Source organism: Chryseobacterium kimseyorum, assembly GCF_025971945.1.
Lineage (GTDB): Bacteria > Bacteroidota > Bacteroidia > Flavobacteriales > Weeksellaceae > Chryseobacterium > Chryseobacterium kimseyorum.
Genome location: NZ_JAPDHW010000002.1, coordinates 193,997 through 209,658, shown reverse-complemented (window position 1 = coordinate 209,658; position 15,662 = coordinate 193,997). Strand labels below are relative to the sequence as shown.

Genomic DNA, 15,662 nt, shown 5'->3' with positions numbered 1-15,662 from the left:
AAATTATGCAACCACCAGATTAAAAACTCACATCCAGTCCTAGATAGAAATTGGCTTTCATTATCGGTGCGTATACCATTCCGCCGTCAAAATAATTTCCGAAAGGATTTCTGAAGTCTACAATTGCATTTTTTTGATGATAAGATGTCAGATTCTCTCCTCCTACATAAGCTCTGATTTTCTGATTGAAATTTCTTGAAATCTGCGCGTTGACGATGGCATAAGATTCCGAATACGTTGGAATTTGGAATTCTGCAGGATTACTTGCTGTATTGGGAAGTCTTTGTTTTCCGACCACATTCAGTGTTGTATCAAAGCTCCAAAATCCTCCTTTTGTATTCTTGTTGGTAGTATACGCAAGATTTACAAATCCTCTGTGCTTCGCCATAAACGGAATTTCTCTTCTTCCATCCATGTAATCTGCCTGTACGTCGTAATATTTGTAGGCCAGTCTAATATCAAAATTTTTGAAAGGGGTAAAATCCCACTGGGTCTGAAATGAATTGGCAAAAGATTTTCCTTCTAAATTATAAAAAGTCAGTTGCTGAGGTGAACGGTCAAGATCTACCAAAACCTGATCCTGAAAATCTGTTCTGAAAAAATCTGCCATTAAGGTTGATTTTCTTCCAAATAATTTGAATTCCTGCTGTAAACTTGCTCCGTAATTCCATGCTATTTCCGGTCTTAATCCATAAATATCTCCGCCATTCTGTAGAATCTGAATATTTCTGTTGGATGCAAAATACTGCTGGTTCTCTGCAAAAACTGAAGCCGTTCTGAAGCCTCGTCCTGCAGATAATCTCAGGATAGTTTGCGGAGTAAAATCATACTTAAAATTTAATCTTGGTGTAAACTGTGTACCTGCCAAATTATGAAAATCAGCTCTCGCACCCGCAACTAAAGTGTATTTCAAACCTGTTAAAGTATATTCTGCAAAAATTCCGGGAACAATTTCGTTTCTTTTGAAATTGTCTGTAAGATAGTCTTCATTGTATGTGTCATACATAAAGCTCGCTCCGGTTTTATACTTGTGGTTTGTATTTCCAATGATGCTTTCAAAAATTAAATTTGAATAATACGTATGTTGCTGTCCGGCGTAATTTCTAAGTCCAAAAAAGCTGTCCTGCTGATGATACACATATTGGTTCATCCAGCCTAAACTCTGATAGGGTTTTCCTTTGAAAACATATCCTGTCTTGTTCCAAACCTGAAATCTTGAGATGTCGATCCCGACTCCGTAAGCAGTTTGTTTGTCCTGTGAAAGTTTTTTATCGAAACCGATCTGTCCTGCAGTTCTTTCGTCCTTCACAAAATTGATTCCGAAATGTGAGCCGAATCCGGAGTGTTCTAAGTCATTAAAATTCAATAAATAAGCTGCATTTAACTGTGTTCCTTTCGGTCGGTCCAGAAAACCGTCGTCATTCATGTCGGTGTCTCCGAAAGTTCCGTTACCGTGAAGAAGAAAAGTTTGAGTCCAGTGATCGTTAATAGGTTCAACGTGCGTAATATTAGCTTCCGCTCTTCCGTTAAAGTCTGAAAACAAATTTAAAGAAGTCTCAGATTTTTCAGAATGTTTGATAAGTTCGGTATTGATTTGTCCTGTAATGCTTTCATAGCCACTGGTCACGGTACTTCCACCTTTTGTCAATTGGATACTTTCAATCCATCTACCAGGAATAAAATTTAAGCCGTAGGCAGAAGCTAAACCTCTGATCTCAGGTAACAGCTCTTTTGTAAGACTCGTGTATTTCTGATCCAGTCCCAACATCTTAAGTTGCTTTGTTCCGGTTACCGCATTACTGAAAGATACATCTACGGTAGCATTGGTTTCAAAACTTTCTGATAAATTACAGCAGGCTGCCTTTAATAATTCTTTAGAATCAATATTAAATACCAGACCAGCTTCTTTTTTATTGATTGACGTTGTTGCTTTCGATACCGATAGTTTAACTTCTTCAATGTTCTTAGCTTTTCCATCGTGCTGATGATTTGGGTCTGAGTGGTCGTGTTTTTCTGAATTCTGCTCCTTAACAGCTTGATCAGAATGTACGTTCACATTCTTTTCTCCAAATTCAGTTTCACGGTCATACAGGCAGCATCCTGGAAGATTTTTGTAAACGTCATCGGTGGTTTTATACTTTTCGTTATCATGTCCCACTTCGGCAATTTTTTTCAAAATTTGATCTGCTGAAGTTTTCGAGGAATCGAAATCCAATGTAACGGTTTGTTTCTCTGCGTTCCAGTCTGCAGATTTTGCTCCTGCAGATTTCGCTGCTTTTTCAATTCTGGCCTTACAAGATTCGCAGTTTCCTTTCACGAAATATTCATTTTCATTTTTAGTATGATCATGATTTTCTGTCGCTGGAGTTACTGTAGTTTGCTCTTCTCTGTTGTAGAGGCAGCATCCCGGCAGTTTCTGATAGTTTTCATCAGTCGCTTTAAATTTTTCATTATCGTGCCCTGCGTCTGCAACTTTTTTAAGTATATCATCAGATGAAACGCTGTCTGAAGTTTCCAAAGTAAGCGTCTGTGAATCAATTGAATATCTCGCTGCATTAGCTCCTGCTTTAAGTGCAGCAGATTCTATTCTTTCTTTACACATTTCGCAGTTACCTTTTACCTGAAACTGGCTTTTATGAAGATTCTGAGCGAAAATAAAGGGGGTAAATAACAGGAATAAGCCAAGGAATATCTTGGTAGTATATGATTTCATTTTGTTTAAAAATTTAGATTAATTGAATTAATGTAACAATCTTCACAACGTAATAGCATAACAATCAGTGGCAGATTGGTATACGGATACATCGGTACATTTTTTTTTAATTAACCTAACTTCGGCGGTTGCCAAATGTCTTTTAAACTGTCTGAAATATGAGGGTCAGAATATTGAAATTCTAATTTTCTCTCCGTTTTGAAAGGAGAATGATTGAAAAATAAAGTCTTTGCGGATAGATTCTCTACGAAAGTATGGCACGTCATACAGAAAGAGCAACAATCGTCATTGCAAGAAGATTTTCCGTCTTTCGAATCGTGACTGTTGTGGTCTTTGTCGCAGCAGCTGTCTGCTTTTGAGTCGGTTTTACAACAGTTTTCCTGTGAGGCCTGAGCATAGAAATTATCTTTAGGAATCAAGAAAATTCCTAAACAAAAGATAATTAATAAGATCTGAATGTGCTTCACAGTGCAAACTTACGAAAAAAAATTATAGTGCCTCGCCAACTTTTTTAGCACAGTCATGCCAAGGCTCGCCATGTGCAGGATTCAATTTTGGTTTCGGACCTGTATTATTTGCTACAGATTGAGTTGCCGGCATTGGCTGCGGAGCCTGTACCTGAGTTGTCTGTGCAGTTGGTTGATTAGCCGCTGCAGGTTTACTGTTTAAAGGCTGTCCCACAGGAATATCGCATCTGTGACCTGGCTGACCGTGAGGAGGGTTCATTCCCGGCGCTGTTTTTACCTGCTTACCGTTTTGATCTATCATTATTTTTCCCGGGCTCACCGCATTTGGGTCTATCTGCACAGAATTGTTACCGTTTACTGTAACATTTTGTGTAGAAGGGCTCGCTGACTGTGCAGGTGTACCGCCAGCTCCGTTGAGTGGCTGACCAACTGGAATGTCGCATCTGTGTCCAGGCTCTCCGTGAGGAGGATTCATTCCCGGTGCCGTAGCAACTGACGGCGAACTTGGTGCAGCAGTTGGAATTCCGGCTTGATTCAGTAATGATGGTTGTGGAGTATTATTCACTGTCGCTACAGATTGCTGAGCTCCAGTTTCGTCTTTTATGTAAGTGGGTTTTTCATCTTTTTTGCATGAAATTACTACCAATCCTGCAACGATGATCCCTAAAAATGTATTTTTCATATGACAGTTAATCGTAAAAAACAAAATTAGCAAAACATTTTCAAATGCTTTGCTAATTTGGATATTATATTGGTATTTTAACGTTTGGTTAGTTCTTAACCAAAAGTCTGAAACCTTCGCCGTGAACGTTAATAATTTCTAAGCCGTCATCATCCTTCAGGAGTTTTCTCAGTTTGGCAATGTATACGTCCATACTTCTTGCAGTAAAGTAATTCTCTTTCTTCCAGATTTTTCTTAAAGCCAGATCTCTCGGCATAAAATCGTTTCTGTGGAGACATAGTAACTTCAGTAGTTCATTTTCCTTAGGTGAAAGTTTGTATTCATTGTCTCCAACTCTCAACTGTCTCAACATTGAGTCAAAGAAAATGTTGCTGATTTTAAACTGTTCCTGCTCTTCATTTTCCAGAGTAGAACTTCTCTGAAGTATCGCCTTGATTTTGTATAAAAGTAATTCAGTATCAAATGGTTTTGTGATATAATCGTCAGCACCCAACTGGTAACCCTTCAATATGTCTTCTCTCATATTTCTTGCGGTAAGAAATATGATCGGTGTATTTTTATCAATTTTTTTTACGTCTTCAGCCAAAGAAAAACCATCTTTTTTCGGCATCATTACGTCGAATATACAGATGTCGAATTCATTTTCGGTAAATTCTTTAAGTCCCTGTTCACCGTCAACTGCCAATGTTACTTCAAAATTATTAATCGAAAGGTAGTCTTTCAAAACAGCTCCGAAACTTTGGTCGTCTTCTACTAATAATATTCTGTTACTCATATCTTTTATTTGTTTAATTATTTAAATTTTTCAATATTGATCAATTATCGTTGACCATTTATCATTACGCCATTGGAAGTTTAATAATAAACTTACTTCCTTTGTCTTTTTCCGAATCTACAATGACCTGACCTTTATGCAGTTCAATGATTTTCTTTACGTATGAAAGTCCCAGTCCCTGTCCTTTTACATTATGGATATTTCCGGTTTCTTCACGGAAGAATTTTTCAAAAATTCTGGTCTTGTTTTCAGTTTCCATTCCCATTCCTTTATCAGAAATTTCAATGACGTACCAGTTGCCTTCGTTTTTAGTTTTCACATCTATTTCCGGTGCTTCGGGAGAATATTTATTGGCGTTATCCAAAAGGTTGACCAGCATATTTGAAATGTGAAATTCATCAATTTTAAAAGTGTACTTGCTGGCATTAAACTCCTGTCTCAATGTACCGTTTCTCTGCGAAACAATAAGTCCGAAAGATTCTGTTGTTCTTTTGATAAGTTCTCTTACATTGGTTTCTTTCAGGAATAATTTTACCTCATTCCTTTCAAGTTTAGACATATTGAGAACGTTCTCCACCTGCTTTTTCATTCTCAGGTTTTCCTGTTTAATAAGGCTGGAATAATATCTTACTTTCTCGGGATTGGTGGCAATTTTGTCATTCGCCAGAGAATCTGTTGCTACTGAAATTGTTGCCAGCGGAGTTTTAAACTCATGAGACATATTGTTGATAAAGTCAGTTTTGATCTCGGCGATCTTCTTCTGCTTCATCATATAATTAATGGAAATAATATAAATTCCCAAAATCGTCAGCAGCGAAAGAAAAGTTCCAAGAAGCATCGGCCAGTTGTTCATTGCCAAAGAATATTCCTTTTTAGGGAAAACTAAAGACAATGTGTAAAGCGTACGGTCTTTGGTATCTGTAAATAGCGGGTAAGAATACGTATTGCCCTCTTTTTTATCTTTAAAAATTTTGTTAACGACGTTGGTTAATTTATTGTTTTTATCCATGACACCATAACCGAAATTGGCAGAAATACCCTTCATACTCAATTCTTTGGTAATGATAGAATCTAATATTTTTGAGTCAACACGTTTGGTGATCGGTAAATTGTTTCCGTTGACCTTCACAAATTCCCTCATTCCCCAGTCGCCGCTTTGGATGTCCTGATTAATCTCAGAAGTTAACTGCTCTCTTTTAGTAGTGTCTTTTTTTATTTTGTAGGCAGCTTCATCCGTGTAAAGGGTAGTCAAACTCAAAGAATCTCCTCTTTTGGAAATGGGAAGTTGCTTTTGCTCAATTAGATTTTTAGAATATATAATAGATCGCTGCGTTCCTGAATCTATAGACTGCTGAATAGTCGTTAATGAAGGTTGCTTATTATTAGCTAAAACATTGTCTCTGAAATTGTCATAATTTTCATTTAAAATCTTATTAACTTCTAAGTCAGAAACTGTTTTGGTGGTATTTTCCAGAGCGGTATACACTTTGTTGGAAAACTCCTGTTCCAGTGCTCCATAGTAACCTTTAAGCCAATAAAACTGCAGTGTAACAAAGACAATTAGTGAGATCGTCATAAACACTGAGATTATTGGGATGAACTTGTTATTCATTGAATATAATAATTTGTAATTACAAATGTTAAAATTAAATATTTTACGACGATATAAACAAAAAATGCGCCAAAAAATTGCATTCATTTTCTTAAAATCGTGTTTTTTAACATTTTTTTACGAATTGTAGGTTTTTTGTTGGGAAATATTTAGTGGTTTCTAAGTTTAAATTTCTAATTTTAAATAAAAATATACCTAATGAGTTCAGAAATTGTTTTTAATAAAGATTTTGATTCTAAAAGTATCTACGTTATGAAAGTTTACGATGCTGAAGTTTCAAAAGTTTGGGATTATTTTACCCAGGCAGAATTGCTCGATCAATGGTGGGCTCCGAAGCCCTGGAAATGTACTACAGAAAATCTCAATTTTGAAGAAGGAGGAATTTGGTTCTATTCAATGAATGGTCCCGACGGTGAGAAAATGTATTCTCAGGTAAAATATGGCGAAATCAATGATGGAAGAAGTTTTGACGGAATCGATGCCTTCTGTGACGCAGACGGAAAAATTGATGAAAGTTTCCCACAGACCAAATGGTTATTAGGATTTACGGGAGTTGAAGAAGGTACAAAGCTGTCGGTCAATATGCATTTTCAGACTGAAGAAGATATGAAAAAGCAATTGGAAATGGGTTTTGAAGAAGGTTTCAAAATGGGTTTAAATCAGTTGGAAGAAATTCTTAATAATCTAAAAATTTGATTTTGAAGTGATTTGAATATTTCATTCTGTTTACTAAATAAAAAGATGGAAAGTAAGTGTACTTTCCATCTTTTATAATGAATAATTTTAAATTGCTCATTTTCAAATCAATTCCTCTTCCTGAAAATAATGAATAATCGCTTTTTTCATCAAAAGCTGTTGCTCGTTAGGTTTCAGTTCCGGAAGTTTTTCCACTTCCTCGAAATGTGGATATCCGTCTTTGTCGTAATGAGAAAATTTGAAGTAACCAAAAGGTTCTAATAACCTGCACACTGCAATGTGAAGAATGTTGAGCTTGTCGTCTTTTGTATATTTTTGTTGTCCGCTTCCCAGTTCCTGAACGCCAATTAAAAATAAAATGGTGTCAATCTGCGGATGCTTCTCTGTGTCGAAATTGATTACGAAAAATTCTTCAACCTTAGCCCATAATTCTGCTTCTGTCATCTTTTAAGAATTTATTTTATTGTGATTAAATCAAAGGTTTTACGTTTGATTTTAATTAAATTTTATGTTCAAGTTTCATCAAAAACGCATATTCCAGTGCGTCTTCCTTTAAGGATTCAAATCTTCCGCTGGCACCGCCATGGCCGGAGCTCATATCGGTTTTAAATAATAAAAGATTATCATCAGTCTTCAGCTCTCGTAATTTTGCAACCCATTTTGCAGGTTCCCAATACTGAACTTGCGAGTCATGAAAGCCTGTCGTAATCAGCATATTCGGATAATCTTTAGCTTCTACATTGTCGTATGGCGAGTAATCTTTCATATAATGATAATACTCTTCATCATTCGGATTTCCCCATTCATCATATTCTCCGGTCGTCAGAGGAATTGTTTCATCGAGCATGGTTGTCACCACATCTACAAAAGGTACCTGGGCAACAATTCCGTTGAATAATTGAGGTTCATAATTAACGACAGCTCCTACCAACAAACCGCCCGCACTTCCGCCCATTGCATAAAGGTGTCTTGATGAAGTATAATTTTCTCTAATTAAATATTTTCCGGCATCGATGAAATCGAAAAACGTGTTCTTTTTGAAAAGCATTTTCCCGTCTTCGTACCATTCTCTTCCCAAATATTCTCCACCGCGGATATGTGCAATGGCATAGATAAAACCGCGATCTAAAAGAGAAAGTCTTACATTAGAAAAACTTGCATCAACCGTGTGCCCGTAACTTCCGTAACCATATAAAAGAACCGGAGTATCGGCTGTTTTTTTTGTGTCTTTATGATAAACCAGAGAAATAGGAATTCTCTCCTCTCCGTCTCTTGAGTCTGCCCAAATTCTTTCTGAAATATAGTTTTCTGCCACAAATTTTCCGCCCAAAACTTCCTGTTGTTTCAAAAGTTTGGTGGTTTTGTCTTTCATATTATACTCAAATGTAGAACTCGGAACCGTAAGCGAAGTGTATCCGTATCGCAGAATCTCAGTATTAAATTCTAAATTTAAACCGATATAAGCGGTGTAAGTTGGATCAGAAAAAGGTAGATCATATGTTTCTCCATTCTTCTCGTTGATGATTTTAATCTGTAAAAGCCCTTCCTCTCTTTCTTCCAGGACAAGATAATCTTTAAAAATCTCAAAACCTTCCAGTAAAACTTCGGCGCGGTGCGGGATTACATCCACCCAGTTTTCCATTCCACAATTGTCGATCTTAGTTTTAACAATTTTGAAATTGGTAGCGTCGTCTGCGTTGGTGATAATGTAAAATTCATCCTCATAATGTTCGACAGAATATTCTAAATCGTCAATTCTTGACTGAATAACTTTCCACTCTGCAAAAACGTTATCAGAAGGGATGAAATGATGCTCATCTGAAATCGTGCTCGAGCTCGCTAGAAAAATGTATTCTAAAGATTTGGTTTTAAAAACATTCACGTCAAAAGTTTCATCTTCTTCATGAAAAATCAAAACATCGTCGGAAGGATTTGTTCCAAGCTCATGTCGGTACACTTTGTATGCACGAAGACTTTCGTCTTTTCTAATATAAAAAACGTGCCTGTTATCATTTGCCCAAACGGCTTTTCCTGTTGTATTTTCTATCTTGTCTGGAAGAATTTCTCCAGTTTTTAAATCTTTAAAATTTAAGCTGTAAATTCTTCTTCCAACATTATCTTCTGAGAATGAAGCCAACTCATTATTCGGGCTTACCGCAACATTAGCCACTTCAAAAAACTCATGACCTTCTGCCAAAATGTTGACATCTAGAATAATTTCTTCAGGATTTTCCATGGTTTGGAATCTTCTGCAGAAAATAGGATATTCTTTACCTTCTTCGTAACGTACGATATACCAGTATTCATTAAAGAAATAGGGAAGAGACTCATCGTCTTTTTTATAACGGGCTTTCATTTCCTCGTAAAGGTCTTCCTGAAAAGCTTCCGTTTCTTTCATCATCGCCTCTTCGTAAGCATTTTCCTCTTCAAGATATTTAATGACTTCAGGATTTTCTCGGTCGTTCATCCAAAAGTAATTGTCAATTCTTTTGTCGCCGTGAATTTCGAGTATATTTTCTATTTTTTTTGCCTGTGGAGCTTTCATCAGAAATTTTTAATTTTAAATTGAATAATTTTTAATGCAGAAAAATGAGCATTTAAAATGATAATTATTCAATATTAATTTTTGTTCAAATTTAATTAAAAAAAAGCCATCTTTCCTTTGATCGAAAAGACGGCTGTATGATTTAAAGTTTTAAAAACTATTTGTGTAAACTTTTAATATATTTTTCAAGAGCCATCGTCATAGATGGGTTTTCTTTTGTAGGAGCCATTAGATCTACTTTTAGACCTGCTTCTTCAGCTGCTGCAGAAGTTGTGGGACCAAAAACTCCGATTTTAGTTTCTTCCTGCTTGAAATTGGGGAAGTTTTGCTGTAAAGATTTGATTCCCTGTGGGCTGAAGAAAATCAACATGTCGTAATCATTAATGTTGATATCTGTCAAATCACTGCAAACCGTTCTGTACATAATTGCTCTTGTCCACTGAATATTTGCTGAATCCAAAGTTTTCGGAATATCCGGGCTTAATACGTCAGATGACGGGAGTAAATATTTTTCAGTAGGGAATTTCTTAAACAGAGGCAAAAGATCTGCAAAATTTTTCTCTCCAAAGCTGATTTTTCTCTTTCTGTAAACGATGTGTTTTTGAAGATAATTTGCGATAGCTTCAGACTGGCAGATGTATCTCATCGTGTCAGGAACAGAAAATCTAAGCTCTTCTGCTAACCTGAAGTAATGGTCTACTGCATTTTTACTGGTAAAAATAATACCCGTATACTGCGTTAAATCTATTTTCTGAGTTCTGAGTTCTTTGTTGTCAACTCCTGCGACGTGGATAAAAGGACGGAAATCAATCTTTATTTTTTCCTTCTTTGCAATTTCCAAATACGGAGAAGACTCACTAGGTGATGGTTGAGAAACCAATATAGACTTTATTCTCATCATGTACTTTTATTAAATAAATAATAACTTCCATAGCAACAAAAGAGGTGCTATTTGAAGCGTGCAAATATACAAAAATTTATAATACCATTTTTGGGGTAAGATGTTGTTTCTGTGAAATAAGTAGAAAAAAATCTTGAAAATAAAAACAAACACAAAAAAGTAAAAATAGTATACAAACGCATTATTTCTGTCGATTGGGAAATAATAGTGGGTTACACAGAGTGTTATGATTAAAATAGAGAGGATAAAGTTGAATTTTGTAGAGGTAAAATAAAATATAGTCCACTTTTTCCCATCGCCTATACTTTGGTAGAACAAAAAGCCGAGAGCAGTTCTCAGAAAGTAAAATAATGAAACTGCAGTCAGGCTGTACCCAAATTTGTTCATTTGATATCCGAAAATCTGCAGTTTTGCAGCGTATTCGGGTACCACCGGAACGTATTGTGAGATTAATACTGCCAAACTTAGGATGATGACGCATGATGTAATGATCCAACTCGGCAGGTTATTGCTCGAGTCAAAGTATTTCTGAAGAAGAAAATCTTTCAGGTTGGCTTCTCTTTCTATGACGTTCATCATAAAGATGTAAAGGAAGAGGCATCCTATCAATATAAAAACTACCCAATCATTACTTTCGGGTATTCTTATTTGGTTGGTAAAATCTTGAGATTGTGGCAACGGGTAATTTTTTGCAAAATTATAGATTATTTTGTATAAAATAAAAAGCTTAAATAACTTATCTTTGCAAATTGAAATGAAAAAACTCGTCATCATTCCAACTTACAACGAAAAGGAGAATATCGAAAAGATAATTTCTGCTGTTTTTGCATTGGATCAAGAGTTTCATGTTTTGGTTGTAGATGATTCTTCGCCCGACAAAACGGCAGATATCGTCAAAGAATTACAGAAAAAGCATCCTCACACCCTGCATTTGTCAATAAGACACATCAAAGATGGATTAGGAAAAGCCTATATCCATGGTTTTAAATGGGCATTGCAAAACAACTACGACTACATTTTTGAGATGGATGCAGATTTTTCTCACAATCCCAACGATTTGCCTAAACTCTTTGAAGCTTGTCTCAACGCAGACATGGCGGTCGGTTCAAGGTATTCTAAAGGTGTTAATGTTGTCAATTGGCCAATGGGAAGAGTTTTGCTTTCATATTTCGCTTCAAAGTACGTGAGATTTATTCTCGGGTTATCTATTCACGATACGACAGCGGGCTTTGTGTGTTTTTCAAGAAAAGTTTTAGAAGAAATCGGTTTAGATAATGTAAAGTTAAAAGGTTACGGCTTTCAGATTGAAATGAAATTCAGAACTTTTAAAAAAGGTTTTAAAATCGTAGAAGTCCCAATCATTTTCACCAACCGAGAATTAGGCGAAAGTAAAATGAACGGCGGCATTATTCATGAAGCTGTTTTTGGTGTTTTAAATTTAAAATGGAAATCAATTATCAACAGGTTATGAGAAAGATAATTGCGCTTTTTACGTTCTTATTTTTGGTTTCCTGCAACGAATACATTGACAAACCAAAAAATCTCCTCGATAAAAGTACGATGTCTGAGGTCATGGCAGATTTAGCTATGAACGATCAGGTGACTACAGTATTTCAGGGTAAAAATTTAGAAAGCGGAACTAGATATATCCTAAAAACCCATAATATAAAAGCTGACGATTTTATAGAAAGCTATAAATATTATGTAGTGAAAGGAAAAATGGATCAAATTGTGGATGACGCAAAGGAAATTCTCTTAGAGAAAGATCCAAAAGCAAAAGGTTTTGTGGAAGGCAAATCTAAACCCAACACAAAACTTCCGAAATTAGAAAGATAAAAATGCAGCAATTTTTTAAAATAGAAAAAACTTCGCAGGGAAAAGCGAGAGCAGGAGAATTGGTAACAGATCATGGCGTTGTACAGACTCCGATTTTTATGCCGGTAGGAACTGTTGCAAGTGTGAAAACCGTACATCAGCGAGAGTTAAAAGATGATATTAAAGCTCAGATTATTTTGGGAAATACCTATCATTTATACCTTCGTCCCGGCATGGAAGTGATGGAGGAAGCAGGAGGTTTGCATAAATTTATGAACTGGGATCTTCCTATTCTTACCGATTCAGGTGGCTTTCAGGTTTTTTCACTTTCGGGGACAAGAAAAATGTCCGAAGAAGGCGTAAAATTTAAATCTCACATCGACGGAAGTGTACACTTATTTACTCCGGAGAAATCAATGGAAATTCAGAGACAGATTGGTGCAGATATTTTTATGGCTTTTGACGAATGTGTTGCATATCCCGCACATTACAATCAGGTAAAAAAATCCATGGAAATGACCCACCGCTGGTTAAAAAGGTGCATGGACTGGAATGAGCAAAATCCTGAATTATACGGTTACAAACAAAGATTCTTTCCAATTGTTCAGGGTTCTACCTATTCAGATTTAAGAAAAATTTCTGCGGAAGTTATTGCCGAAGCAGGTGCTGAAGGAAATGCCATTGGAGGGCTTTCTGTCGGCGAGCCTGAAGATGAACTGTACAGAATTACTGATGAGGTGACCGATATTCTGCCTAAAGATAAACCAAGATACTTAATGGGAGTAGGAACTCCATGGAATATTTTAGAATCAATCGGTTTGGGAATCGATATGATGGATTGTGTGATGCCTACCAGAAATGCCAGAAATGCAATGCTTTTCACATGGCAGGGTGTGATGAATCTGAAAAACGAGAAATGGAAGAAAGATTTTTCGCCATTGGATGAGTTTGGGACAAGTTTTGTTGACAGAGAATATTCTAAAGCATATGTGCGTCACTTATTCGTTTCAAAAGAGTATTTGGCAAAACAGATCGCTTCTATTCATAATCTAGCATTTTACTTAGATTTGGTAAAAGTTGCAAGAGAACATATTTTAGCTGGAGATTTCTACGAGTGGAAAAATTCTGTAGTGCCTGTTTTAAGACAAAGACTGTAAAATTTTAGGATGTTTAAAATTGTAGACGGATATATCATTAAAAAATATCTTGGAACCTTTGGTTTCATGCTGATTTTGCTGTCTACAGTGGTTTTGGTAATTGATGTTCAGCAGAAAATTCCGAGAATTGAAAATGCAACAGCAATTGATCCGAAATTAGATTTAACCTATTTTCTAATCCATTTTTATCCCTTCTGGATTATTAATCTTGTCGTTACATTTCTGGCAATTCTGGTTTTTATTTCGGTGATTTATTTCACGTCTAGAATGGCAAATAATACCGAGATTGTTGCAATTATCAGTAGTGGTGCAAGTTTTCACAGATTTGCAAAGCCTTATCTGTTTACATCATTATTTATTGCTTTGATATCGCTTACGGTGAATCATTTTGTGCTTCCGTGGGCCAATATTAAAAAAAATGAGCTCGAAGCCTACACGTACAATGCCGCCAATAAAGAGAAAATACTAGGTACGGCTCCTGTTTCTGCGCAATTAAGTAAAACCGAATATATCTTCGTGAATTCGTGGAACAAACGTGAGAAAAGAGGTTACGGATTTGTTTATCAGAAATTTAACAAAGACAGAAGAATGGTCTACGAACTTAAGGCCAACGATGCATTTTGGGACGCTGAAAAAAAACAGTTTGTACTCAATACTTATTTGGAAAAGACCATCAATAAAGATGATACTGAAAAACTGGGACAGGGTTTTGAGCTTAGAAAGAGTTACGGACAGGCTCCGGAAGAATTATTTCCAAACGAACTTTTAGGACAGAATAAAACCACGCCCGAGCTTATAAAATTTATTGACAGAGAAAAAGAAAAAGGAAACAGCAACCTGAATGCGCACCTCAATGAATTTCATCAGAGAACTTCAATGCCTGTTTCTATTATTTTGCTGACGTTTTTAGCACTGTCGCTCTCTTCCCAAAAGAAACGAGGTGGTCTGGGAATTAACCTTGCACTGGGAATTTCCCTGGCGTTTGTATTTGTGTTTTCTTTTGAAGCTTTAAAAGTTGTTTCAGAGAACAAAAGTATGTCTCCGGCGTTGGCGATGTGGTTTCCCAATATTATCTTTTTTCCGTTGACCTTAATTCTCTACATCAGAAGAGCCAATCAGTAAAGAAGTTTTATTTCTTTGTGATAGAACGACTGTAATCCATCTTCGAATTCAATCCAGATTTCACCTTTCTCATCAGCTTTTCGGATGATGCCATTTTGTCTGTTTCCGCCAATCTCGAAAACGGAGATTTCATCTTTTCTGAATAAGTTTAAATTAAAATCACCCAGAACATTGCTTTCGGAAGTGATGTGTTTAAATTTTCCGACTAAAAATTCGTGCAGATTCTCCGTGAAATTTTTTAAGTCAAGTCTTTCTCCAGTCTGTGTAAAAACAGAACCAGCATTAGAAATTTCATCAAATTTTTCCTGTAAAATGTTGATTCCTGCTCCTATGATAAAGTACTGTTCACCATTGATTTTTTTCTTCTCAATTAAAATGCCGGCAATTTTTTTATTCTTCAGGATGAGGTCGTTCGGCCATTTAATTTTTACGGGTTTTTGAGTCAAATTGGCAATGTAGTTCCGAATTGCTATCGCGGTATAATAATTGAACATAAAATCGGTGAGTGTAATGTTCTCTGTTTTTACAGCTAGTGTGTAAGCGAGATTCTCCTCAGGTCTGGAAGCCCAGCTGTTTCCATACTGTCCTCTTCCTTTTGTCTGATTAAAAGTATAGAGACCGACAAAATTTGAATGTGGGTAAAGTAAAACCTGAGATATTTCGTCATTAGTAGAAGAACACTCTTTTTGATAAAACAGTTCACTCATTTAAGAAAACTTTAAGACATTAAGACCCTAAAAGTAAGGTTAAAGTAAAAGAAAAACAATAAATTTGCAGATTATAGTATATTTTAATGAACAAAACAGTAGAAAAGCAAGCGCTAATAGATAAAATTGTAGAAGCTATCCAGGATGTAAAGGGTGAAGACATTATGATTTTCGACCTTTCAAAAATTGAAAATTCGGTAGCAGAAACATTTATAATTTGTAGTGGTAACTCAAATACACAGGTTTCGGCATTAGCTGGAAGTGTAGAAAAGAAAGTAAGAAACGATCTTCAGGACAGACCTTGGCACGTTGAAGGTACAGAAAACTCAATGTGGGTCTTGGTAGATTATGTAACCGTTGTCGTACATATCTTCCAAAAAGAAACTCGTCAGTATTACGATATTGAAGAACTTTGGGGTGATGCAAAAATCACCAAAATAGAAAGTGAAGTATAAATTTTAAAAGTATTA

General features: G+C 36.0%; 16 protein-coding genes. 6 read left to right on the top strand and 10 right to left on the bottom strand.

Annotated elements, in window-relative coordinates:
* Positions 1-19: 19 nt before the first annotated feature.
* The 5 genes from OMO38_RS03560 to OMO38_RS03540 form a co-directional block, all read right to left on the bottom strand.
* Entirely contained in the window at positions 20-2,713 is a 2,694-nt protein-coding gene (locus tag OMO38_RS03560) for a TonB-dependent receptor domain-containing protein (protein WP_264748845.1), read from the bottom strand.
* 110 nt (positions 2,714-2,823) lie between these two features.
* A complete protein-coding gene (locus OMO38_RS03555; RefSeq protein WP_264748844.1) occupies positions 2,824-3,180 on the bottom strand; it encodes a hypothetical protein in 357 nt (118 codons plus the stop codon).
* Positions 3,181-3,202: 22 nt separating this feature from the next.
* A complete protein-coding gene (locus OMO38_RS03550; RefSeq protein ID WP_264748843.1) occupies positions 3,203-3,862 on the bottom strand; it encodes a hypothetical protein in 660 nt (219 codons plus the stop codon).
* An 88-nt stretch (positions 3,863-3,950) separates the two neighbouring features.
* Positions 3,951-4,637 carry a response regulator transcription factor gene (locus tag OMO38_RS03545; RefSeq protein WP_047443171.1) on the bottom strand — a complete coding sequence of 229 codons (687 nt, stop codon included), beginning with the start codon at positions 4,635-4,637 and terminating at the stop codon, positions 3,951-3,953.
* Positions 4,638-4,701: 64 nt separating this feature from the next.
* Positions 4,702-6,249, bottom strand: a complete 1,548-nt coding sequence (locus OMO38_RS03540) for a sensor histidine kinase (RefSeq protein ID WP_264748842.1) — start codon at positions 6,247-6,249, stop codon at positions 4,702-4,704.
* A 198-nt stretch (positions 6,250-6,447) separates the two neighbouring features.
* Here OMO38_RS03540 and OMO38_RS03535 point away from each other — a divergent pair, with 198 nt between their 5' ends.
* On the top strand, positions 6,448-6,945 hold the full coding sequence (locus OMO38_RS03535) for an SRPBCC family protein (protein WP_264748841.1): 498 nt from the start codon (positions 6,448-6,450) through the stop codon (positions 6,943-6,945).
* A 102-nt stretch (positions 6,946-7,047) separates the two neighbouring features.
* Here the strand turns inward: OMO38_RS03535 and OMO38_RS03530 are convergent, their stop codons facing one another.
* The 4 genes from OMO38_RS03530 to OMO38_RS03515 all read right to left on the bottom strand — a co-directional run bounded on the left by OMO38_RS03530 (position 7,048) and on the right by OMO38_RS03515 (position 11,069).
* Complete coding sequence (locus OMO38_RS03530) at positions 7,048-7,389, bottom strand: hypothetical protein (RefSeq protein ID WP_047443168.1); 342 nt, start codon at positions 7,387-7,389, stop codon at positions 7,048-7,050.
* A 55-nt stretch (positions 7,390-7,444) separates the two neighbouring features.
* Positions 7,445-9,490, bottom strand: coding sequence for a S9 family peptidase (locus OMO38_RS03525; protein ID WP_264748840.1), 2,046 nt, complete (start codon positions 9,488-9,490; stop codon positions 7,445-7,447).
* 157 nt (positions 9,491-9,647) lie between these two features.
* Complete coding sequence (locus tag OMO38_RS03520; protein ID WP_264749122.1) at positions 9,648-10,388, bottom strand: uroporphyrinogen-III synthase; 741 nt, start codon at positions 10,386-10,388, stop codon at positions 9,648-9,650.
* Positions 10,389-10,400: 12 nt separating this feature from the next.
* Positions 10,401-11,069, bottom strand: a complete 669-nt coding sequence (locus tag OMO38_RS03515) for a DUF4271 domain-containing protein (RefSeq protein ID WP_406567274.1) — start codon at positions 11,067-11,069, stop codon at positions 10,401-10,403.
* Between the two features lie 76 nt (positions 11,070-11,145).
* On the opposite strand from OMO38_RS03515, the gene OMO38_RS03510 reads away from it, so the two are divergent.
* Genes OMO38_RS03510 through OMO38_RS03495 form a run of 4 tightly spaced genes read left to right on the top strand, consistent with a single transcriptional unit; the run spans position 11,146 to position 14,485 of the window.
* Positions 11,146-11,862 (top strand): polyprenol monophosphomannose synthase, encoded by a 717-nt coding sequence (locus OMO38_RS03510; RefSeq protein WP_264748838.1) that lies wholly within the window; start codon positions 11,146-11,148, stop codon positions 11,860-11,862.
* A complete protein-coding gene (locus OMO38_RS03505; protein WP_264748837.1) occupies positions 11,859-12,227 on the top strand; it encodes a DUF4296 domain-containing protein in 369 nt (122 codons plus the stop codon). The genes OMO38_RS03510 and OMO38_RS03505 overlap by 4 nt, the downstream gene beginning before the upstream one ends.
* Before the next feature lie 2 nt (positions 12,228-12,229).
* Positions 12,230-13,363 carry a tRNA guanosine(34) transglycosylase Tgt gene (tgt, locus tag OMO38_RS03500; RefSeq protein ID WP_264748836.1) on the top strand — a complete coding sequence of 378 codons (1,134 nt, stop codon included), beginning with the start codon at positions 12,230-12,232 and terminating at the stop codon, positions 13,361-13,363.
* A gap of 9 nt (positions 13,364-13,372) precedes the next feature.
* The gene (locus OMO38_RS03495) at positions 13,373-14,485 is read left to right on the top strand and encodes an LptF/LptG family permease (RefSeq protein ID WP_264748835.1); all 1,113 of its coding nucleotides are present in this window, start codon (positions 13,373-13,375) and stop codon (positions 14,483-14,485) included.
* Here the strand turns inward: OMO38_RS03495 and OMO38_RS03490 are convergent.
* Positions 14,479-15,192 carry a biotin--[acetyl-CoA-carboxylase] ligase gene (locus tag OMO38_RS03490; protein ID WP_264748834.1) on the bottom strand — a complete coding sequence of 238 codons (714 nt, stop codon included), beginning with the start codon at positions 15,190-15,192 and terminating at the stop codon, positions 14,479-14,481. The genes OMO38_RS03495 and OMO38_RS03490 overlap by 7 nt on opposite strands.
* An 86-nt stretch (positions 15,193-15,278) precedes the next feature.
* Here OMO38_RS03490 and rsfS point away from each other — a divergent pair, with 86 nt between their 5' ends.
* On the top strand, positions 15,279-15,647 hold the full coding sequence (gene rsfS, locus OMO38_RS03485) for a ribosome silencing factor (RefSeq protein WP_129535260.1): 369 nt from the start codon (positions 15,279-15,281) through the stop codon (positions 15,645-15,647).
* Positions 15,648-15,662 lie beyond the last annotated feature (15 nt).

Coding starts and splice junctions, on each gene's coding strand:
- OMO38_RS03505 (WP_264748837.1), top strand. CDS start 11,859: ATGAGAAAGATAATTGCGCTTTTTACGTTCTTATTTTTGGTTTCCTGC.
- OMO38_RS03545 (WP_047443171.1), bottom strand. CDS start 4,637: ATGAGTAACAGAATATTATTAGTAGAAGACGACCAAAGTTTCGGAGCT.
- OMO38_RS03530 (WP_047443168.1), bottom strand. CDS start 7,389: ATGACAGAAGCAGAATTATGGGCTAAGGTTGAAGAATTTTTCGTAATC.
- OMO38_RS03510 (WP_264748838.1), top strand. CDS start 11,146: ATGAAAAAACTCGTCATCATTCCAACTTACAACGAAAAGGAGAATATC.
- OMO38_RS03550 (WP_264748843.1), bottom strand. CDS start 3,862: ATGAAAAATACATTTTTAGGGATCATCGTTGCAGGATTGGTAGTAATT.
- OMO38_RS03525 (WP_264748840.1), bottom strand. CDS start 9,490: ATGAAAGCTCCACAGGCAAAAAAAATAGAAAATATACTCGAAATTCAC.
- OMO38_RS03540 (WP_264748842.1), bottom strand. CDS start 6,249: ATGAATAACAAGTTCATCCCAATAATCTCAGTGTTTATGACGATCTCA.
- OMO38_RS03560 (WP_264748845.1), bottom strand. CDS start 2,713: ATGAAATCATATACTACCAAGATATTCCTTGGCTTATTCCTGTTATTT.
- OMO38_RS03535 (WP_264748841.1), top strand. CDS start 6,448: ATGAGTTCAGAAATTGTTTTTAATAAAGATTTTGATTCTAAAAGTATC.
- OMO38_RS03495 (WP_264748835.1), top strand. CDS start 13,373: ATGTTTAAAATTGTAGACGGATATATCATTAAAAAATATCTTGGAACC.
- rsfS (WP_129535260.1), top strand. CDS start 15,279: ATGAACAAAACAGTAGAAAAGCAAGCGCTAATAGATAAAATTGTAGAA.
- OMO38_RS03520 (WP_264749122.1), bottom strand. CDS start 10,388: ATGAGAATAAAGTCTATATTGGTTTCTCAACCATCACCTAGTGAGTCT.
- tgt (WP_264748836.1), top strand. CDS start 12,230: ATGCAGCAATTTTTTAAAATAGAAAAAACTTCGCAGGGAAAAGCGAGA.
- OMO38_RS03490 (WP_264748834.1), bottom strand. CDS start 15,192: ATGAGTGAACTGTTTTATCAAAAAGAGTGTTCTTCTACTAATGACGAA.